Source organism: Proteus columbae, assembly GCF_009914335.1.
Taxonomy (GTDB): domain Bacteria; phylum Pseudomonadota; class Gammaproteobacteria; order Enterobacterales; family Enterobacteriaceae; genus Proteus.
In genome coordinates, this window is record NZ_CP043925.1 from 2,071,427 (window position 1) to 2,088,319 (window position 16,893).

The following is a 16,893-nucleotide window of genomic DNA, read 5'->3' on the forward strand; positions in this document are numbered from 1 at the left end:
GGTTGTGTTTCAAGATCAGGCCCTACCATCGTCTCTGAATTGGCATAGCTAGTTGAAACCATAAGAAGCGATAAAATAATCGGGGTAATACGTTTCATATAAAATTCCTTTTTATAAAATGAAGAAACAAAAAAACTCGCCTAAGCGAGTTTTAATGTTTTAGATAAGAGAAAATCCATTCTTCTCTTTTAGTGAATTCTGGTAATAAACGATAAAGAAAAACGCATCATTTTAATATTAATGTGCTTTTCAATGACTGAATACGACTCAGAATTTTGCTATAAAATATGGCGGGAATTTTCACAGCACTAGAATGCAAAAAGCCCCGCATAAGCGAGGCATTTATTCATTTAGTTGGTGAAATTCAAATTTCCCACCATGAGAGTAATCATGGACTATATTTCCCATCTCGTCAATAAATTTTCTTAAAAAGATTATTTGATGAATATTTTTTCTCTTATTGGCATCAAATCAGGAATTTTTTATCATTGACATCATGTCAATCGGTATAGCTGACCCAGCAATATCTATTGTCATTACTTAGCTCCCTTAACAAAAAGCGCCTATAAAGGCGCTTTTTAATGAAAAGAAGTAATTAACCACGCCCTTTCGGACGATTAAGAATATGATCTTCCCAATCTTCAACTTCCGTTTCTGGCACCGCAATATATCTTACGGAAATATTGCCTTGGTGCATTTTTGCTTTATTACCTGCAATAAGTGGATGCCAACTTTGTAACGTCTTACCCTCTGCTAACAGGCGATACGCACATGTCATTGGTAGCCACTCAAATGTTGGTAAATTATACCGTGTAAGCTTGATACAATCTGGCTCATAACGGAAACGATCTTCGTAATTGCTGCATTGGCAAGTTTTAATATTTAGCTGATTACAAGCGACATTGGTAAAATATATCTCATCAGTATCGTCATCCATTAACTTGTGTAAACAACACTGTCCACATCCGTCACAGAGCGATTCCCACTCATCATCACTCATTTCATCTAATGTTTTAGTCTGCCAAAAAGCCTGTGTCATCTCTACGTTATTACCTTATTGCTCATCTAATACGAATTAAATAACCCGCGTTGTCAGCTGATGTTCATTAACACTTAATACCAACATATCGCCTGATTCTAGAGGACCAACACCTTCAGGTGTCCCCGTTAAAATCACATCACCAGGACGTAGGGTAAAAAAGCGAGACATATAGCTGATAAGGGGTAAAACAGGGGTTAGCATATCACGACTGTTACCCTGCTGACGAATCTCGTCATTAACACGTAACATTAAATCCGCATTTTGCGGGTCGCCAAATGAATTGACAGGGATAAAACCTGATAATGGTGCAGAGCCATCAAATGCTTTACTTTTTTCCCATGGTTGCCCTGCTTTTTTCAATTTACCTTGTAAGTCACGTAATGTGAGATCAAGACCAAGACCGAAACCCGCAATTGCACGATCAACCCTATCTTCATTAGCTTGCTTAAGTGGCTGACCGATAAGTACCGCTAATTCAATTTCGTGATGAACCGCTCCCATATCTTTTGGGATAGCAATAGGTTGGCGAATATCACACATTGCTGTTTCTGGTTTGATAAAAATCACAGGCTCTTCTGAGCGAACGGATCCCATCTCTTTAATGTGATTTGCATAGTTACTGCCAACGCAAATCACTTTATTGACAGGAAAATCAAGTAACGCACCTTCCCAATCACGATGTTGATACATAATGTGTTCCTTTTAGGTAAATTGCTGTGTTTTATTTCACTATAAAAACGCGATTAGCTCGCGTTAGGTAGTGAATTTATTTTATTAGCAACGCCATCAGCCATTGTGACAATGCTGAGGGCAAAAAAGTAAGAGCTGTTCCAATGCATAATCGTACGGAAGTTCTGTGTTACTAAATAGCTTCTGTGCAAATCATCATCAGGAATGATTAACCATACAGTCATAGCATCGTTCAATTGGCTATTTACAGGTAATTGAACACCCAACGCTTTCCATTGAGCGACCGTTTTTTTCTGTTCGGTCTTAATTCCTTCAAGCTGTTGGTTAAAATCTACCGATAAAGTAACCTGTTCTCCCCAAGGAAGTCCACTTTTCCAACCTTCAGTCGCTAAATAGTTAGCAGCCGAAGCAAATGCGTCTTCTTGAGTATTCCAAATATCGATTTTTCCATCACCATTGCCATCTGCGGCATAAGTTAGGAAGGAAGATGGCATAAACTGAGTTTGCCCCATAGCACCCGCCCAAGAGCCTTTGAGACGCTGTCCTTGAGGGATATGTCCTTCTTCAATAATTTCTAATGCTGCCATCAATTGACGAGCAAAAAGTTCTTCTCGACGGCCTTCAAACGCAAGCGTTGCAAGTGCAGAGACAACATCTTCTTTGCCTTGCACCTTACCAAAGCCACTCTCAAGTCCCCATAACGCAACAATATAGTTTGCAGGCACACCATATTTTTTGCTGATTTGTTCTAGGGTATCTTGATTCTCTTGATAAAGCTTAGCCCCTTGGTTTAAACGCCCATTGGTGACAATGCGCGGTAAATAAACATCGAGTGTGATTTTCTTTTCCGGTTGATTACGGTCTGATTTAATCACTCGTTCAATAAAATGTGCTTCTGAAAAAGCAAAATCTATTGTTTCTTGTTTATATCCCAATTGAGCTGCTTTCAATTTTAACGCTTCAACATAAGCAGGAAATTGTGCAGAAGTGCGAGTTTCTTTAGGAAACGCTTGTTCTAACGATGCAACATTCACTTGTTTCCATCGAGGCATTTTTTGTGTTTCAACTGCCTTTTCCTCTGGTGCAGTAATTTGCCTTTCAGCCAATTTTTGTTGGCTATGAGTACACGCAGATAACATTAAACCGGAAACAATCACAGCGATGAATGAATATTTGAACATTTATGCTCCTTTTATCTCGATGATTTATTCAGTTTTTTCTGATTTTTTTAATTCATCTAAATAAGCATTTAACATACTTTCGACAGGGGGTGGTACTTGTAAGTAAAAACCCTGTTCAACTAATGCTTTTTTGACTTTTTCAATGTCAGCATGCGCTAAACGCTGTCTATCCGCGAGATTAAGCAACATTGAAAACTGTGGTTCGCCAAAACTTTGTAATAATTCGTCCGGAATTCGAGAGAAATCATCCTTTTTTTCGATGTATAAATAAGTTTGATCACGTTTGGTACTACGGTAAATTGCACAAATCATTTTCATTAAACTCTAATTATTAAAATAAGCGACTTGCCTGAATATTTTAGTAAATATAACATGCTTATATACTTTCGTAATATCGTCTCTGGTTTTTTGTGCCAGATTATAAAAAATTTACTGAGTCAGATAGATGTCAAACACGCCCATTGAGTTAAAAGGCAGTAATTTTACCCTTTCAGTACTCCATTTAAACGATGGAACACCGAAAGTTATTCGTCAGGCTATTTCAGAAAAAATTGCACAAGCGCCTCAATTTCTGAAAAACGCACCTGTGGTTATCAATGTCTCTGCTTTAGCAGATGAAAATATTGATTTTAAAAAACTGAGGCGAATTGTAGAAGATGCTGGCTTACGAGTCGTGGGAATTAGTGGTAGTTCAAACGCTCAACAGAAAGAAGCGATAATTGCCGCACAGTTACCTATCTTAAATGAAGGTAAAATAGTTAAGCCAAGCACTCAGGCAAATAACGATAAAACGAATGAAGCACCGACAGTTGTTCGTCAAAAAACAAAAATCATCCATACACCTGTGCGTTCAGGTCAGCGTATTTATGCTCAAAATAGCGATTTAGTCGTTATCAGTAATGTAAGTGCAGGCGCTGAATTAATTGCTGATGGTAATGTTCATGTCTACGGTGTGTTGCGTGGACGTGTGCTTGCAGGAGCATCGGGTGATCAAGAGAGTCATATTTTTTGTACACATCTGTCTGCTGAACTTGTTTCTATTGCTGGTCAATATTGGCTAAGCGACCAAATTCCTACAGACTTTGTTGGTAAATCAGTACAACTGAGTTTGCAAGAGAATGAATTAACAATCGAGAACTTAATTTAGAGCATCGACAAGGAATCACTCCATGGCACGCATTATTGTTGTTACGTCAGGTAAAGGTGGGGTTGGTAAAACAACTTCCAGCGCGGCCATTTCTACCGGCCTCGCTCAAAAAGGTCATAAGACGGTTGTTATCGACTTTGACATTGGGTTGCGTAATCTAGACCTTATCATGGGTTGTGAACGTAGAGTTGTTTATGATTTTGTTAATGTTATTCAGGGTGATGCTTCTTTAAATCAAGCATTGATTAAAGATAAGCGTACAGAAAATCTATTTATTCTCCCTGCTTCACAAACAAGAGATAAAGACGCGCTCACTCGTGATGGTGTCGAACAAGTATTAGATGAACTTGATGAAATGGGTTTTGATTTTATTATCTGTGACTCACCTGCGGGTATCGAAAGTGGCGCTTTGATGGCTCTTTATTTCGCAGATGAAGCTGTTATCACCACAAACCCTGAAGTGTCATCAGTACGTGACTCCGACCGTATTTTAGGCATTCTTGCCTCGAAATCACGTCGTGCTGAACGTGGTGAAGAACCAATTAAAGAACATCTGCTATTAACACGTTATAACCCCGGTCGTGTTAACCGTGGTGATATGTTAAGTATGGAAGATGTCCTTGAAATTCTATGCATTCCACTCTTGGGTGTTATTCCAGAAGATCAATCTGTTTTACGTTCATCTAACCAAGGTGAACCTGTTATTTTAGATAGCGAGTCTGATGCGGGTAAAGCCTATTCAGATACAGTAAATCGTTTGTTAGGTGAAGAACATCCATTCCGTTTTATTGAAGAAGAGAAAAAAGGCTTTCTGAAACGCCTTTTTGGGGGGTAAAAGATGGCTTTACTAGATTTTTTCCTGTCGCGTAAAAAGTCGACAGCTAATATTGCCAAGGAGCGTCTACAAATTATCGTAGCAGAACGCCGCCGTGGTGATAGCGAGCCAGCTTATTTACCTGATATGAAAAGAGATTTATTAGGTGTCATCTGCAAATATGTGCAGATAGATCCAGAGATGCTTTCAGTTCAATTTGAACAAAAAGGTGATGATATCTCTGTATTAGAGCTAAATGTGACTTTACCTGAGAGTGAAGAACCTACAAAGTAAATCATATTTTACGCTTTATATAAGTCATTATTCACAGAGCCAGCCATGAACTATAATTAATTTGATTGGCTCTGTGTTTAATTATATACAAATTGAATACACCTGAATGCGCAAATAGCGCTATATCTCGTTGCTATTTTGATCATTGGTGATAAGTCAAAGGAGTTTTTTTATTCCGTTATAACGTTTATTTTACGTCCTGTTTATTTAGCTTATTAATCCGTATCACCTATTTTTTATAGGCGGTTTTTTTGTGCGCAAAAAATAAGAGCCTCAAAAGAGACTCCTATTTGTTGAACTAATGATACCGACTTCATTTCAGGTATTTGCTATTAGAAAATAAGCCGTTAACAAATTTAGGAATATTGTGCCAAAATTTCAGTGACTTTTTCTTCTAATAAGGCTTTACGCCAGCGCGAAGTGAGCTCAGGTTGCCCTTCTTTTATTTTCCAATGAACACTCAATAATTGATTTATTTGTCTTCTTGAGGCTAATAATTCAGGGTTATAACGCTTATCTTCACTAATTTCTTGAATAACCGATTTGATTGCTTTAAACGCTTTTTTATAATTTGGTTGTTCAATTAAATTGCCAATAGGCTCTGGGCAATCTTCATCTTTAATTTCTTTTGCTTTAGCAACAAAATCTAATAAGCGACGACCATGACAACGAATTTCTTGACCAGAAAGCGATAACGCATCTAATTCTGCTAGTGATGAAGGAAAATAACGAGCAACAGACCATAAATGTTCTTCTCTTACAACGAAGTTTAATGCCATATCACGAGATTTAGCTTGATTTAAACGCCACTGAGCAAGCATTTGTAAGCATGCTAGCTGTTGGCCTTTTAATTGCCATGCATTGCTAATATCACGATAAGCAAGCTCTGGTACAACCGTTTCTTGTCGACGTTCTGCAATCATGTTGCATTCATCTGCAATGGCATCCATATAGCCTGCTTCTTCAGCTTCTTTAATTAATTTTTCAGCTAAAGGTAGCAAATAGAAAACATCACCACTGGCATATTGGCACTGTTTTTCAGTTAAAGGTCGCGCTAGCCAATCTGTTCGAGATTCACTTTTATCGAGTGCAACATTTTCGTATTTCTCGACTAATGTCGCAAAACCACAAGAAATGGGATGACCTAAGAATGCAGCAACAACTTGAGTGTCAATCATAGGTGTTGGAACACAGCCAAACTGGTGAGAAAAGACTTCGAGATCTTCACTTCCCGCATGGAGAAACTTCATAATGTCTGAGTTTGTTAGTAGCTCAACAAAAGGAGCCCAATCCTTAATTGCTAACGGATCAATAAGAGAGATCTGCTTACCGTCATACATCTGGATCAAACCAAGATGTGGGTAATAGGTTCGTATGCGGACAAACTCTGTATCTAAAGCTATTTGTGAAGCCTCAGAAGCGGCTTTACAGGCGGTATCTAATGCAGTGTCTGTCGTAATCAATTGATAATTCAAAACAGGTTTCTCTTATTTTTATGTCTAATGACTTTTTATGTAATCACAAAAACGCCGGTATAAACCGGCGAAATTGAAAAAGGTTATTGAGTGTTGTATCAAGATTCAGTTGAGGTTTTCAACTCTTTTTCTTCATTTCTTAACTCTCTGCGTAAAATTTTACCAACATTTGATTTTGGTAATTCATCGCGGAACTCAATAATTTTAGGTACTTTATAACCTGTTAGGTAACGACGACAGTGTGTTTTTATCTCATCTTCTGTTAATGATGGATCTTTTTTCACAATGAAAACTTTAACTGCTTCACCTGAGTTTTTACTCGGTACGCCAATTGCAGCTGATTCTAAAACCTTAGGATGCGCCGTGACAACTTCTTCGACTTCATTAGGGTATACATTAAAGCCTGAAACTAAGATCATATCTTTTTTGCGATCAATGATACGAATAAAGCCTTCGTCATCCATTGTAGCAATATCACCAGTTGCAACCCAACCATCATGTAAAACTTCATCCGTTGCATCAGGACGATTCCAATAACCTTTCATTACTTGAGGGCCACGAACCCACATTTCACCGCCTACAGTGCGGTCAACTTCGTTACCTTCATCATCCATAAACTTCACATCCGTTGAAGGTACAGGTAATCCAATACTACCACTGTATTTTTTCAAATTATAAGGGTTACCTGTGACTAAAGGAGAACATTCAGTCAAGCCATAACCTTCTAACAAATGTTTACCCGTTAACTCTTCCCACTCTTTAGCAACACTACTTTGAACAGGCATACCACCGCCAACAGAGAGGTTTAGTTTGGAAAAATCAAGCTGACGGAATTCTGGATTTTGTAACCAAGCATTAAATAAAGTATTTACGCCAGTAATTGCCGTGACAGGGTAACGTCCTAGCTCTTTAATTGTGCCTTTCACATCACGAGGGTTGGTAATAAGTAAATTTTTACCACCAATTTCAATAAAGAGCAGACAGTTTACGGTTAAAGCAAAAACGTGATATAGCGGTAACGCTGTAACCACCAGCTCTTTACCTACATTTAGTGCAGGTACATAAGCCGCTTTTGCTTGCTCAAGATTTGCCAACATATTGCGGTGCGTTAACATAGCACCTTTAGCAATACCTGTTGTTCCCCCTGTGTATTGCAAGAAAGCTAGGTCACTTCCTGTAATTTCAGGTTTGATATATTGCATACGATAACCAAAATGCATTGCTCTACGGAATGAAATGGCATCAGGCAAGTTATATTTAGGCACTAATCGTTTGATATATTTAACAACAAAGTCGACTAATGTTGCTTTAGGACGAGATAGCTGATCACCCATTCGGGTTAAAATAACGTGTTTAATACTGGTATTAAATACGATTTTTTCGAGCGTATGCGCAAAGTTAGAGACTATTACAATGGCATTTGCACCACTGTCATTTAATTGATGTTCAAGTTCTCTTGGTGTGTAAAGTGGGTTTACGTTTACGACAACCATGCCCGCACGAAGAATACCGAAAAGCGCGATAGGATATTGCAGTAAATTGGGCATCATTAAGGCAACACGATCACCTTTTTTTAATCCTAAGCCGTTTTGCAGGTATGCTGCAAAAGCACGGCTACGCTCTTCAAGTTTGCGATAAGTCATGACCTCGCCCATATTGATAAAGGCGGGTTGATCTGCGTAATTTGCGACAGCGTTTTCAAGCATCTCAGCAAGGGATGCAAAACGGTCCGGGTCAATTTCAGCCGGAACATCTGCCGGATAACGTTTAAGCCAGACTTTTTCCAAAGTAGTACTCCTGATTAATCGCACTTCTTGGGTTAATATTATGTTTCATTTTAACAAAGTATTAACTCATCCTACCAGCACAAACAATTTTCTGTTGTGAAGATGCGAAGTGTGTCACTAAATATTTTATTTTTAGATTAACAAAAAAGAAGGCGGTCAAAACCGCCCTCTCTTTTATTTTTATTCAACTTTAATAACTCTATTAGATAGTTACCTAATATATTATAGATATTGATTATACACCGTTTCACACAAATGGAGATGAAATATTATTTTGTCATGGAATCTAATACCCATTTTTTATTCTAAAACGGGCACAACCTGACCTGTTCCATATGGATATCCACCGTAACCGCCATATCCATAATGATAACCCCAATATGGGCCATCTCCATAATATCCCCATGTCATAACAGGTGCTGGCATAATGACTTGTTGTGTCAGCGTCCAACGTTTCATGCCCGTCACATCAATACGTAAAAATGGATAACTCGCTTCACCGACTTTGCCAGTTTCAACACCTTTAATAGTACCAACTACTGTTACATACTGATTTTTATAATCGGTAGGATCTAAGAAATGCATAACATTCGCATAGAGACGACCAATAGAAGGCTGTTGCAATTCGGGCGCAGCATCATATTGAGAAAGAGGCATAACAGCAATTTCTAGCCGTGTTGATGATTGAAGATTTTTAACATCAATCACACGTCCACCAAAACGCCCTTCTTGGCCAATATAAAGTTCAGGTGCAACAAAAACTCCATTTAAATCAGTAACAGGCGTTGCTGATGTACCTTTTATTGATTCAGGTATAGAGACGCATCCCGCCAGAAACAAAGCACCAGATAGAAATAGCGCTTTGCTTACCAAACGGTAGTTTAATTGTCTGTTCATAAACCACCTCATTGCAAGTCATTATTGACGTTACTCTATAGTACTATTATAGCTTTACTCTTCGATTTCTAATAGATGCTCACAAATCTATTCACGACCGGGCAATTTTTTCCACGTCACTTCATTACGTAAATACACAGGCTCAGCGTCTTCAACTTTGGTTGCTTTACCTTCATGCCAAGCGGTTACAGCAAGGGGTAACATATCTTGTGCGGCAGGTAATGTAATCTCAGTTTCAACAACAGTGAAAGACAACGCTTTTTTTAAATCAGGATAAGCTTGCCAGCCTGTACCTGCCATTGCCCATGTTCCTGTTGTTGATTGTAATGCTTCAATAAACTGCTCAGGTTTCATCACCGCTTCAGTGTCTTCCCCCACCCAAGCACCTGCATCATTACGCTGATATTGAGCGCAATAGATTTCACCCATACGCGCATCAATTGCCACGAGAACTTGTTTAATACCCGTTGTTCTAAAGACACCTTCAGCCATTGTGGCAAGTGATGAAATACCAATCATGGGCAACTCAGCACCTAACGCAATACCTTGTGCAACACCAACACCAATACGAACGCCAGTAAAGCTCCCTGGGCCTCGTCCAAAAGCAAGTGCATCTAATGATTGCAATGTGATGTTTGCTTCTTCTAAGGCGCTTTTCACCATAGGTAAAATCTTTTGTGTATGTTCACGAGGTGAGATTTCAAAACGTGAAGCAACAACGCCTTCATTCCAAACTGCAACTGAACAAGATTCTGTTGCAGTATCAATTGCTAAAATTCGCAGTGACACGCCATAACTCCGGCAAATTCGATAATTAAAAGAGGAATAATAATATCATAATAGTGTTCAACAGAATAAACACACATTCTGTGCGATCGCTATTATGAATCCGATATTTCTTGTATTTCATTCTGCTGTGCGCGTTGGCTCAAAAATTTCATTGTTTTTTCGAGTGAACGCGTTCGTGGTGATGGTGGCAGACTACTTAAAAAAACCTCGCCATATGCACGAGAAACCAATCTATCATCACAAACTATAATTGCACCATAATCGTGTACATCACGAATTAATCGCCCGACACCTTGTTTTAAACTAATAACAGCATCAGGAATTTGGACATCTTTAAAGGCATCTCCGCCCCGCAACTCACAATCTTCAATACGTGCTCTTAATAAAGGATCATCAGGTGCTGTAAAGGGTAATTTATCAATAATCACACAAGACAATGTATCTCCACGCACATCAACACCTTCCCAAAAACTTTGAGTCGCCACTAAAAGCGCATTTCCTGATGAGATAAATTTTTGCAGTAATTGCGTTTTACTCATCTCACCTTGCATCAATACGGGTAATGGCAAACTAGCTTTGAATTCTTCGGCAAGTCCACGCATCATGGCATGTGAAGTACAGAGGAAAAAACAGCGACCTTGGTTTTTTAAAATAACAGGCGTGAGCATAGCGGCTAAACGTTTCGCCGTATAAGATTGATTTAATGGTGGCAAATAACGAGGTACACAGAGTAGTGTCTGATGTTGATAATCAAACGGACTGTTTAAAATCAGTGTTGTCGCATTTTCTAAACCGAGCCTGTCTGTGTAATAAGACATCTGTTCATTTACAGAAAGTGTTGCAGAGGTAAACACCCAACTACTTTTATGTGATTTGATAAGCTCACGAAATTTATCAGCCACAGAGAGTGGCGTAATGGCCAGTAAAAAATGGCGACCATAACTTTCAAACCAGTAGCTATAACCCGGAATTGTGGTATCAATCAGGCGTTTTAAGCGATTGCGATAAACGGTGGCGCGTTCAAAAGCACTATCAAGTAATTGGCTTCGCCCTAACGAAAGTTTCATTACGTCATAACTCAGTTCTAAGGCATCATCCAGTAACGTAAGAAAACGTTTTGTTTCACCACCTTGCAATAGCTCACGTAAATTTCCACGATACCCCGTATCACCTAACGCTAAGCGAAAATCCATCACCATTTGCGTTAATCTATCAGCGCTTTTTTGCAACTGAACTTGATCACGGACTTCTGTGCGATAAGCAACTGTCATGTCTCTAGCGAGATCAAAAAGCTGTCTACTGGTAAGTTGTTGACCAAAATAGTGGCTAGCGATATCTGGAATTTGATGGGCTTCATCAAAGATCATAATTTCAGCTTCCGGAATTAGCTCACCAAAACCAGTATCTTTAACGACAGTATCCGCCATAAATAAATGGTGATTAACCACCACAATATCCGCATCCATTGCTTTTTTACGTGCACTTAAAACATAACACTCTTTATAGCGAGGGCAATCACTGCCTAAACAGTTATCGTTAGTACTTGTGACTAAAGGCCAAACACGACTGTCTTCAGCCACGCTATGACAACGGCTCACATCACCATCTTCTGTCTGCGTTGACCATTGACGCACATACATTACATCAGACAAAACTTCGGCTTCGAGATCACCACCACTCAGCATTTGCTGATCAAGCCTTTCCAAGCAAAGATAGTTAGAACGCCCTTTTAATAACGCCGTATTACCATCATAATTAATCGCTTCAATGATCGTGGGTAAATCTCGACTATATAATTGATCTTGCAAGGCTTTAGAGCCTGTTGAGATAATCGTTTTTTTACCCGAACGCAACGCGGGCACAAGATAAGCATACGTTTTTCCTGTCCCTGTACCCGCTTCAGCGATAAGTACACCTTGCTTATCAATAGTTTCCTCTATTGATTTCGCCATTTGTCGTTGAGCTTCACGGGGATGAAATCCTGGAATAGTTCGGGTTAAAATCCCGTTTTCTGCAAAATCGTCTGACACAGGCATACTCTTTTTATAAAATAAGACGTAAATTATGCCAGTGGATAACCAAAAGTACCACCTATGCCGTTAATACAAAGGAGAACTCATAATGACAATTAAACGTATCGACCCTGAAGATCGCTGGTCTGAAGCTGTTATTCATAACGACACAATTTATTACACTGCGGTGCCAGAAAATTTATCGGGCGATATTATTGAACAAACAGCAAACACATTAGCGGCAATTGACGTTTTGTTACAACGTGTAGGTTCTGATAAAACTAAAATTCTTGATGCAACAATTTTTTTAGCTAATAAAGAGGATTTTGCAGGAATGAATCAAGCGTGGGATGCATGGGTTGCCAAAGGTAGCGCACCAGTGCGTTGTACTGTACAAGCACAATTAATGCACCCTGAATATAAAGTTGAAATTAAGATTATTGCGGCTATGTAAATAGGTATTATTTATTAACCTGTTACGTTTATATAAAAAAGCTGAATTCATAAGAACTCAGCTTTTTAATGTCACTTATTTGCTGTAATAATTAGATTTTTTGTTTTATCAATATCTCATTTATTAAGTTAATTAGATTTAGGCAAATTTAATCATTACCATACCAACCAGTAATAATATAATTCCACCCCATCCTTTATAATTGAGTCGTTGATTAAATAAGATCCAACCCGCGGCAATGGTTGCAATAATTCCGAATGCTCCCCAAAGTGCATAAGCAACAGAAAGCTCTATCCCTTTGACTGCCATTGCCAGTGCACTAAAGGCACCTAATACACAAAACAGTGATAATATTCCTAATCCCATTCGGCTAAAACCGTTAGACATTTTTAAGAATATATTCGCGACAATCTCGAGCACTACGGCAAGTATCAGAAACGCACCATGCCACCATTCAAATTGAGCTAACATAATTAAGCCTCCTTGATATTGGCAGGAATTGGCTTATTCGCTCCTTTTACAGCACTGGCAACGTGCTTGGCTTTACCGGCAATACTTTTTACCGATTCTGTTGTTTTCTTAGCAACAGCCGATTTTTTAGTACCTGATTTTATAAGCGTGATCCCTGCAATTAACATTGCTAGACCACCTAATTTTAATGGTGAAAGTGATTCACCAAACCACAGAACGCTGAATGTCGTAATAATGACAATTCCAATACCTTCCCACAGTGCATATGCTACACCTAATGCCACTTTTTTAACGGCTATGGCTAAAAAGATATAGGAAGTGGCAATCATTAACCACATCACTATCATACCTGTGTAACCACCGCTTACACTGGCGTACTTCATCGATAAAGTACCGATAACTTCACAAACAATAGCTAATGCTAAAAATATCCAATAAATCATTTTTTCATCTCTCATACACATTTGAAATACGCCGAAACGTTTCTTGCGCAGAAGATAGAGAATATGTAGATAGTCTTTCTGGCGGCAACAGTAGCCGAACGTTAAGGCAACGTCATTTCCTGATAACTCAGGGATTAAGATGAGAGATTTCTATAATGCGCCACACCAGTAGTGTTCGCTGGATAAAATAGCAGAAAGGAATAACTTATAGGTAGAACGTTTAACTTTGACGCTTTTGGCGCTAGTCATGATTATTTATTCTTTCATCGCACAGACCATCCGCACGATATACTCCGAACCCTCATATAAGATGGTTAAATGTTACATGATATTTCTATCACGCCAAATTATTTAAAGCAATGCTTTTGAGGAAAATTTTTTAGTTAATTGGTTGGTTTTGTTTAAGTTTTAGTTTCCAACTTAAATTAGATTGCATAGTTAATCAGTAGTTTTACGATCCTTCAGCGGTTTTATTCATCTAAAGTGCTGTATCTATGCTTAGAGGTAAAAAATACCCAGCAAAGCTGGGTATCTTAATCGTCGAATAAACAATAAAGACGTTATTGATTATTCAATTTCATTCCAAGAACGACCATCACGGGTGATCATTGCAACAGATGCAACAGGCCCCCATGTACCAGCTTGATAGGGTTTAGGTAGCTCATTATCGCATTCCCATGCATTGATAATTGAATCAACCCATTTCCATGCTTCTTCCACTTCATCACGACGCACGAATAGCGCTTGAATGCCACGCATGGCTTCTAACAATAAACGCTCATAAGCATCCGCTAAATGCGTTTGGTTGAAGGTTTCAGAGAAACTCAAGTCCAGCTTAGTTGTTTGTAAACGGTGTTTATGATCAAGACCGGGTGCTTTGTTTAGCACTTCAATATCGATACCTTCATCTGGCTGTAAACGGATAGTCAGCTTATTTTGTGGTAACTCTTGATAAGTCTCACTGAAAATATTCAGCGCAGGCTTTTTAAAATAAACCACAACTTCTGAACATTTACTTGGTAGGCGTTTACCTGTTCTTAAATAGAACGGAACACCGGCCCAACGCCAGTTATCGATATCAGCGCGGATTGCCACAAATGTTTCTGTATTGCTGGTTTTATTGGCACCTTCTTCATCAAGATAACCAGGTACTTTTTTACCTTGTACAAAACCACCCGTATATTGTCCACGAACTGTTTTTTCACGAATATTTGTGTTATCAATACGACGCAGTGAACGTAAAACTTTCACTTTTTCTTGACGAATACTGTCAGCTGTTAAGTCAGCTGGCGGTGACATTGCAATCATAGTCAGGATTTGTAATAGGTGATTTTGCACCATATCTCGCATTTGACCTGCTTGATCGAAGTATCCCCAACGCCCTTCAATGCCCACTTCTTCTGCAACCGTAATTTGGACATGATCAATCGTTTTATTGTCCCAGTTGTTAACAAACAGTGAGTTTGCAAAGCGCAATGCTAATAGGTTTAAAACGGTTTCTTTACCTAAATAGTGGTCAATACGATAAATTTGAGTCTCTTTAAAGTATTTCGCCACGCTATCGTTAATAGAAACAGAAGACGCTAAATCTGTCCCTAATGGTTTTTCCATTACGACACGATTAGGCTCTTTATTTAATTTGGCATGACCTAGTCCTTGACACATCGCGCTAAAGGTACTTGGAGGCATAGCAAAATAATAGATAGCGGGTAATTTATCTTGTTTTAGATGCTTTGATAACTCAATGAAATGGTCGGTTTCATTAACATCAAGATTACAAAAATCTAAGCGATCACTTAAACGCTGCCAAATTTCAGGGTTAATTTCTTCTTTCAAAAAGGTTTTTAACGCTTCATGAGCGACATTTTTATATGCCTCAACATCCCAATCAGCACGACCGACACCAATAATGCGAGAGTCAGGGTGAATATATCCTGCTTTCTCCAACTGATATAATGATGGAATGAGCTTACGGCGTGCTAGATCCCCTTTCGTACCGAAGATAACCAGATCACAGGCCTGAGCAGTCGATATCGCTGCCATAGAACGTCTCCTCATGATGAGATTTTGTAATTTTGTTACAGAATTTTGTATTAATGTACTCTTTTGGATGTATTCAGTAAATACACTTGCACATATTAGTCTTTAACTTACCACACATATTGTAATGCTTCATTTTATGCCTAGCGTTTTATCCTTTCTTGTAACTTTACAACAGTTTTGTTTCTTGTTTTCAGCTTTGAAAGTTAGACACACGTCATACTTTAACGAAAAAAGCCCTGTTTACCGATGGTTTACACTGCAAGCCTTGTTCTTTGCGTAGTATATTTTCATAAAACCGTTATAGATTTCTCCTTTTATTGAAATTGGCAAAGCCAAGGATCTGTATATTTAATGAATATATTGGAAAGGGTTCAGTCTAATCTGGACATCTTGAGCAAATCAGAAAAAAAAGTCGCAGAAGCTGTTTTAACTGCGCCACAAACAGTTATTCATTCAAGCATTGCCTTAATGGCTAAAACGGCGGATGTCAGTGAGCCGACTGTTAATCGATTTTGCCGACGTATGGCAACAAAAGGATTTCCTGATTTCAAATTACAATTAGCACAAAGCATTGCCAACGGTACGCCTTATGTAAATCGTAATATTGATGATTCCGATACTGTCTCTTCTTATACCAATAAAATTTTTGAATCCGCAATGGCAGGACTTGAAAACGTTAAAAACAATATTGATATCGCAGCGATCAATCGTGCAGTTGATATTTTGACGCAAGCTAAAAAAATCTCTTTTTTTGGTTTAGGTGCATCAGCAGCCGTTGCTCACGATGCCATGAATAAGTTTTCTCGTTTTAATATTCCTGTCACTTATTTTGATGATGTTGTTATGCAACGTATGAGTTGCATAAATAGTACTGATGGTGACGTGGTCGTTATTATTTCACATACAGGACGTACTAAAAATTTAGTTGAAATTGCCAAAATCGCACGCGAAAACGATGCAGCGGTTATTGCTATTACAACTCCGGGCTCTCTTTTAGCCTCTGAAGCAACCCTTCCCATCTTGCTTGATGTGCCTGAAGATACTGATATTTACATGCCAATGATCTCCCGCCTTGCACAACTCACTATTATTGATGTTCTTGCAACAGGATTTATTTTACGCCGAGGACCAAAATTCAGAGATAACTTGAAGCGCGTCAAAGAAGCTTTACGTGATTCACGGTTTGATAAGTAACCGTTTTTAATTATTCTGTTAGTATTGTCACACTTCCAATTGTGCCCCTGACTAGATAAGTTTTTGAAAAATGGTAGCATATCTGCGAGCTAACTCTCGCATATAATGAAAACAGTAGTGTATGTTGCAATTAGCTTGAAGCGTTTCACTTAACATATTG

The 16,893-nt window shown here is 38.6% G+C and carries 17 protein-coding genes; 5 read left to right on the forward strand and 12 right to left on the reverse strand.

The features are described 5' to 3' along the window. Positions 1 to 595: 595 nt before the first annotated feature. Genes F1325_RS09920 through F1325_RS09935 form a run of 4 tightly spaced genes read right to left on the reverse strand, consistent with a single transcriptional unit; the run spans position 596 to position 3,225 of the window. The gene (locus F1325_RS09920) at positions 596 to 1,039 is read right to left on the reverse strand and encodes a YcgN family cysteine cluster protein (RefSeq protein ID WP_088495473.1); all 444 of its coding nucleotides are present in this window, start codon (positions 1,037 to 1,039) and stop codon (positions 596 to 598) included. 36 nt (positions 1,040 to 1,075) lie between these two features. Continuing rightward, positions 1,076 to 1,732, reverse strand: a complete 657-nt coding sequence (locus tag F1325_RS09925; protein ID WP_100159367.1) for a fumarylacetoacetate hydrolase family protein — start codon at positions 1,730 to 1,732, stop codon at positions 1,076 to 1,078. Positions 1,733 to 1,785: 53 nt separating this feature from the next. Continuing rightward, positions 1,786 to 2,913: a lytic murein transglycosylase gene (locus tag F1325_RS09930; protein ID WP_109372251.1), complete on the reverse strand. Its 1,128-nt coding sequence runs from the start codon at positions 2,911 to 2,913 to the stop codon at positions 1,786 to 1,788. Positions 2,914 to 2,937: 24 nt separating this feature from the next. After that, positions 2,938 to 3,225, reverse strand: a complete 288-nt coding sequence (locus tag F1325_RS09935) for a YcgL domain-containing protein (RefSeq protein ID WP_069369136.1) — start codon at positions 3,223 to 3,225, stop codon at positions 2,938 to 2,940. Between the two features lie 133 nt (positions 3,226 to 3,358). Between F1325_RS09935 and minC the strand changes: the two genes are divergently transcribed. From minC to minE, 3 genes are read left to right on the forward strand one after another with little or no spacing between them, the layout of a single operon-like run. After that, positions 3,359 to 4,060 carry a septum site-determining protein MinC gene (minC, locus tag F1325_RS09940; protein ID WP_109372250.1) on the forward strand — a complete coding sequence of 234 codons (702 nt, stop codon included), beginning with the start codon at positions 3,359 to 3,361 and terminating at the stop codon, positions 4,058 to 4,060. A 22-nt stretch (positions 4,061 to 4,082) separates the two neighbouring features. Further along, positions 4,083 to 4,895, forward strand: a complete 813-nt coding sequence (gene minD / locus F1325_RS09945) for a septum site-determining protein MinD (protein WP_109372249.1) — start codon at positions 4,083 to 4,085, stop codon at positions 4,893 to 4,895. 3 nt (positions 4,896 to 4,898) lie between these two features. Next, positions 4,899 to 5,168 (forward strand): cell division topological specificity factor MinE, encoded by a 270-nt coding sequence (minE, locus tag F1325_RS09950; protein WP_023582089.1) that lies wholly within the window; start codon positions 4,899 to 4,901, stop codon positions 5,166 to 5,168. Between the two features lie 356 nt (positions 5,169 to 5,524). On the opposite strand, the gene rnd is transcribed toward minE, so the two are convergent. The 5 genes from rnd to F1325_RS09975 form a co-directional block, all read right to left on the reverse strand. Beyond that, positions 5,525 to 6,643 carry a ribonuclease D gene (gene rnd, locus F1325_RS09955; protein WP_109372248.1) on the reverse strand — a complete coding sequence of 373 codons (1,119 nt, stop codon included), beginning with the start codon at positions 6,641 to 6,643 and terminating at the stop codon, positions 5,525 to 5,527. A gap of 98 nt (positions 6,644 to 6,741) precedes the next feature. Beyond that, positions 6,742 to 8,430 carry a long-chain-fatty-acid--CoA ligase FadD gene (gene fadD, locus F1325_RS09960; RefSeq protein WP_109372247.1) on the reverse strand — a complete coding sequence of 563 codons (1,689 nt, stop codon included), beginning with the start codon at positions 8,428 to 8,430 and terminating at the stop codon, positions 6,742 to 6,744. Positions 8,431 to 8,730: 300 nt separating this feature from the next. Continuing rightward, complete coding sequence (locus tag F1325_RS09965; RefSeq protein WP_109372246.1) at positions 8,731 to 9,327, reverse strand: Slp family lipoprotein; 597 nt, start codon at positions 9,325 to 9,327, stop codon at positions 8,731 to 8,733. 87 nt (positions 9,328 to 9,414) lie between these two features. After that, positions 9,415 to 10,116 carry a tRNA (adenosine(37)-N6)-threonylcarbamoyltransferase complex dimerization subunit type 1 TsaB gene (gene tsaB / locus F1325_RS09970; protein ID WP_109372245.1) on the reverse strand — a complete coding sequence of 234 codons (702 nt, stop codon included), beginning with the start codon at positions 10,114 to 10,116 and terminating at the stop codon, positions 9,415 to 9,417. 92 nt (positions 10,117 to 10,208) lie between these two features. Then, a complete protein-coding gene (locus F1325_RS09975; protein ID WP_109372244.1) occupies positions 10,209 to 12,152 on the reverse strand; it encodes an ATP-dependent DNA helicase in 1,944 nt (647 codons plus the stop codon). Positions 12,153 to 12,237: 85 nt separating this feature from the next. Here F1325_RS09975 and F1325_RS09980 point away from each other — a divergent pair, with 85 nt between their 5' ends. Further along, positions 12,238 to 12,582, forward strand: a complete 345-nt coding sequence (locus F1325_RS09980) for a RidA family protein (protein ID WP_109372243.1) — start codon at positions 12,238 to 12,240, stop codon at positions 12,580 to 12,582. Positions 12,583 to 12,720: 138 nt separating this feature from the next. Here F1325_RS09980 and mdtI read toward each other — a convergent pair whose 3' ends face one another. From mdtI to zwf, 3 genes are all read right to left on the reverse strand, one after another. After that, entirely contained in the window at positions 12,721 to 13,053 is a 333-nt protein-coding gene (gene mdtI / locus F1325_RS09985; RefSeq protein ID WP_023582084.1) for a multidrug/spermidine efflux SMR transporter subunit MdtI, read from the reverse strand. A 2-nt stretch (positions 13,054 to 13,055) separates the two neighbouring features. Next, a complete protein-coding gene (gene mdtJ / locus F1325_RS09990) occupies positions 13,056 to 13,496 on the reverse strand; it encodes a multidrug/spermidine efflux SMR transporter subunit MdtJ (protein ID WP_075671146.1) in 441 nt (146 codons plus the stop codon). A gap of 567 nt (positions 13,497 to 14,063) precedes the next feature. Beyond that, positions 14,064 to 15,539, reverse strand: a complete 1,476-nt coding sequence (gene zwf, locus F1325_RS09995) for a glucose-6-phosphate dehydrogenase (RefSeq protein ID WP_088495462.1) — start codon at positions 15,537 to 15,539, stop codon at positions 14,064 to 14,066. A 351-nt stretch (positions 15,540 to 15,890) separates the two neighbouring features. Here zwf and F1325_RS10000 point away from each other — a divergent pair, with 351 nt between their 5' ends. After that, on the forward strand, positions 15,891 to 16,733 hold the full coding sequence (locus tag F1325_RS10000) for a MurR/RpiR family transcriptional regulator (RefSeq protein ID WP_099075468.1): 843 nt from the start codon (positions 15,891 to 15,893) through the stop codon (positions 16,731 to 16,733). The last annotated feature ends 160 nt before the right edge of the window (positions 16,734 to 16,893 follow it).

Bases quoted from the DNA above. Each gene is read 5' to 3' on its own strand.
- F1325_RS09920 (WP_088495473.1), bottom strand. From the start codon at position 1,039: ATGACACAGGCTTTTTGGCAGACTAAAACATTAGATGAAATGAGTGAT.
- F1325_RS09925 (WP_100159367.1), bottom strand. From the start codon at position 1,732: ATGTATCAACATCGTGATTGGGAAGGTGCGTTACTTGATTTTCCTGTC.
- F1325_RS09930 (WP_109372251.1), bottom strand. From the start codon at position 2,913: ATGTTCAAATATTCATTCATCGCTGTGATTGTTTCCGGTTTAATGTTA.
- F1325_RS09935 (WP_069369136.1), bottom strand. From the start codon at position 3,225: ATGATTTGTGCAATTTACCGTAGTACCAAACGTGATCAAACTTATTTA.
- minC (WP_109372250.1), top strand. From the start codon at position 3,359: ATGTCAAACACGCCCATTGAGTTAAAAGGCAGTAATTTTACCCTTTCA.
- minD (WP_109372249.1), top strand. From the start codon at position 4,083: ATGGCACGCATTATTGTTGTTACGTCAGGTAAAGGTGGGGTTGGTAAA.
- minE (WP_023582089.1), top strand. From the start codon at position 4,899: ATGGCTTTACTAGATTTTTTCCTGTCGCGTAAAAAGTCGACAGCTAAT.
- F1325_RS09965 (WP_109372246.1), bottom strand. From the start codon at position 9,327: ATGAACAGACAATTAAACTACCGTTTGGTAAGCAAAGCGCTATTTCTA.
- F1325_RS09975 (WP_109372244.1), bottom strand. From the start codon at position 12,152: ATGCCTGTGTCAGACGATTTTGCAGAAAACGGGATTTTAACCCGAACT.
- F1325_RS09980 (WP_109372243.1), top strand. From the start codon at position 12,238: ATGACAATTAAACGTATCGACCCTGAAGATCGCTGGTCTGAAGCTGTT.
- mdtI (WP_023582084.1), bottom strand. From the start codon at position 13,053: ATGTTAGCTCAATTTGAATGGTGGCATGGTGCGTTTCTGATACTTGCC.
- mdtJ (WP_075671146.1), bottom strand. From the start codon at position 13,496: ATGATTTATTGGATATTTTTAGCATTAGCTATTGTTTGTGAAGTTATC.
- zwf (WP_088495462.1), bottom strand. From the start codon at position 15,539: ATGGCAGCGATATCGACTGCTCAGGCCTGTGATCTGGTTATCTTCGGT.
- F1325_RS10000 (WP_099075468.1), top strand. From the start codon at position 15,891: ATGAATATATTGGAAAGGGTTCAGTCTAATCTGGACATCTTGAGCAAA.